The 1521-nt window shown below is 33.3% G+C and carries 2 protein-coding genes and 1 pseudogene; 1 reads left to right on the top strand and 2 read right to left on the bottom strand.

From position 1 onward, the window contains the following. Positions 1–117 (bottom strand): annotated as a pseudogene (locus V7659_RS23525) (DinB family protein); the annotation flags it as partial. 102 nt (positions 118–219) lie between these two features. Between V7659_RS23525 and V7659_RS23520 the strand changes: the two are divergent. Beyond that, the gene (locus V7659_RS23520) at positions 220–813 is read left to right on the top strand and encodes a dienelactone hydrolase family protein (RefSeq protein WP_335542586.1); all 594 of its coding nucleotides are present in this window, start codon (positions 220–222) and stop codon (positions 811–813) included. Positions 814–1053: 240 nt separating this feature from the next. Here V7659_RS23520 and V7659_RS23515 read toward each other — a convergent pair. Continuing rightward, on the bottom strand, positions 1054–1521 hold a 468-nt coding region (locus V7659_RS23515; RefSeq protein ID WP_335542585.1), incomplete at its 5' end, for a permease.

The raw sequence follows: 1521 nt of genomic DNA, 5'->3' as shown, positions 1-1521 counted from the left end.
GTGATAATAATGTTCGCTTTCCAGTACGTGCCTGACCATTTCTAGGCAATTCATTGCTTCATTATCTGGCTTCCAACTTAGTTTTTCTTCAGGAATAGATCTCCAGACTTTTATGATTGTTTCTTTGCTGTTGAACTAACGGAGCAGGATAGTTCAATAAGAAATGATATAATTTCTATTGTTTATATATTTGTAGAATCACTTTTAGGGGGGATAAAAATGCTTCAGAAACTGAAAAAATCAGGCAATTTGATTATTGTAATACACGAAATCTATGGCATTAATCAACATATAAAGAATTTTTGTGATTTATTATCAAAACAGGATTTTGATGTTATCTGTCCGAACTTATTAGAACGAGAACAACCATTTGATTATTCTGAAGAGGAGATTGCCTATCTCAATTTTATGGAGAATGTAGGGTTCTCTGATGCTGTACATAAAATAAAGGATTTATTATTAGGTGTTAAAGATGAATACGATAAAATATTTATTATTGGATTTAGTGTTGGGGCAACTGTTGCTTGGTTGTGTAGTGAGGAAGAGTTCCTTGATGGGGTTGTGGGATACTACGGTTCGAGAATTAGGAATTTCACGCAAATAGTACCACTATGTCCTACAATTTTATTCTTTCCTCAAGAGGAACAATCCTTTAGTGTGGATGAGTTAATTTCAAATTTAGATAAAAAGAATATAGAGATATATAAATGTTTTGGACAACACGGATTTAGTGACCCATACTCTACAAAATTTAATGAAAAATCATCCCAAAACACTTTCAATGAAATGTTAAACTTCTTAAAGAAACATTGATTAATAAACAAGGTTGTTCTTCAACTAACGGGTGCGATTATGTTTAAGATGTCGGCTGTCAAATTGGCAGCCCTTTTTGGTTGTTCCACTAATGGGGCGCTTAGTTGAAGAAGGGAATTATAAAGAGGATGCAGTGCAAACTGTATCCTCTAATCTTTTGCTGCACGCAGTATATATCCGTTGTAAGTTCAGCTACAAAATAATCTGGGATTGAGTGGTTAAAGATTTATCGATCTAAATCTAAACGTCTTTAGGTATATCATACTTTAACAATTGTCGAGGCTTATAAAATTTCTCAAAAATAATACCCATTAAATAGAAAAATAACAAACCAAAACAAATGTGAATGAGTGTAAATTTAACTCCAAATGAGGCAAATTCATATACAATAACCGGTAATTTTGCAGTTGTCCAAACTCCCAAAAAAAATACAATATAGCGTATGCTAGCTCCTTTTTTTAATAATAGTGCCGCAATTGGAAAAGCTACGTAGAGAGGACCAACTGCAATTACTCCTAATAATAGGGAGAACAAAATGCCATAGATGCCGGATTTTTCTCCCATATATCTAATAAGTGTTTCTTTCTCCACCCATTTGTCAAGCAAACCTACGAATATTAAGACAGGAGGGAGTAGAAATAGCATATCTAAAATGCTTTTTCCTGTTAATTGAAATGCGTTCCATCCCAACGATTGGTTTATAAAGGT

Origin of the sequence: Neobacillus drentensis (assembly GCF_036966985.1) — a bacterium.
In the GTDB taxonomy this organism is placed as follows: Bacteria; Bacillota; Bacilli; order Bacillales; family Cytobacillaceae; genus Neobacillus; species Neobacillus drentensis_E.
Note: the sequence above shows the minus strand (reverse complement) of the source record. Positions and strands in the feature narration are given on the sequence as shown.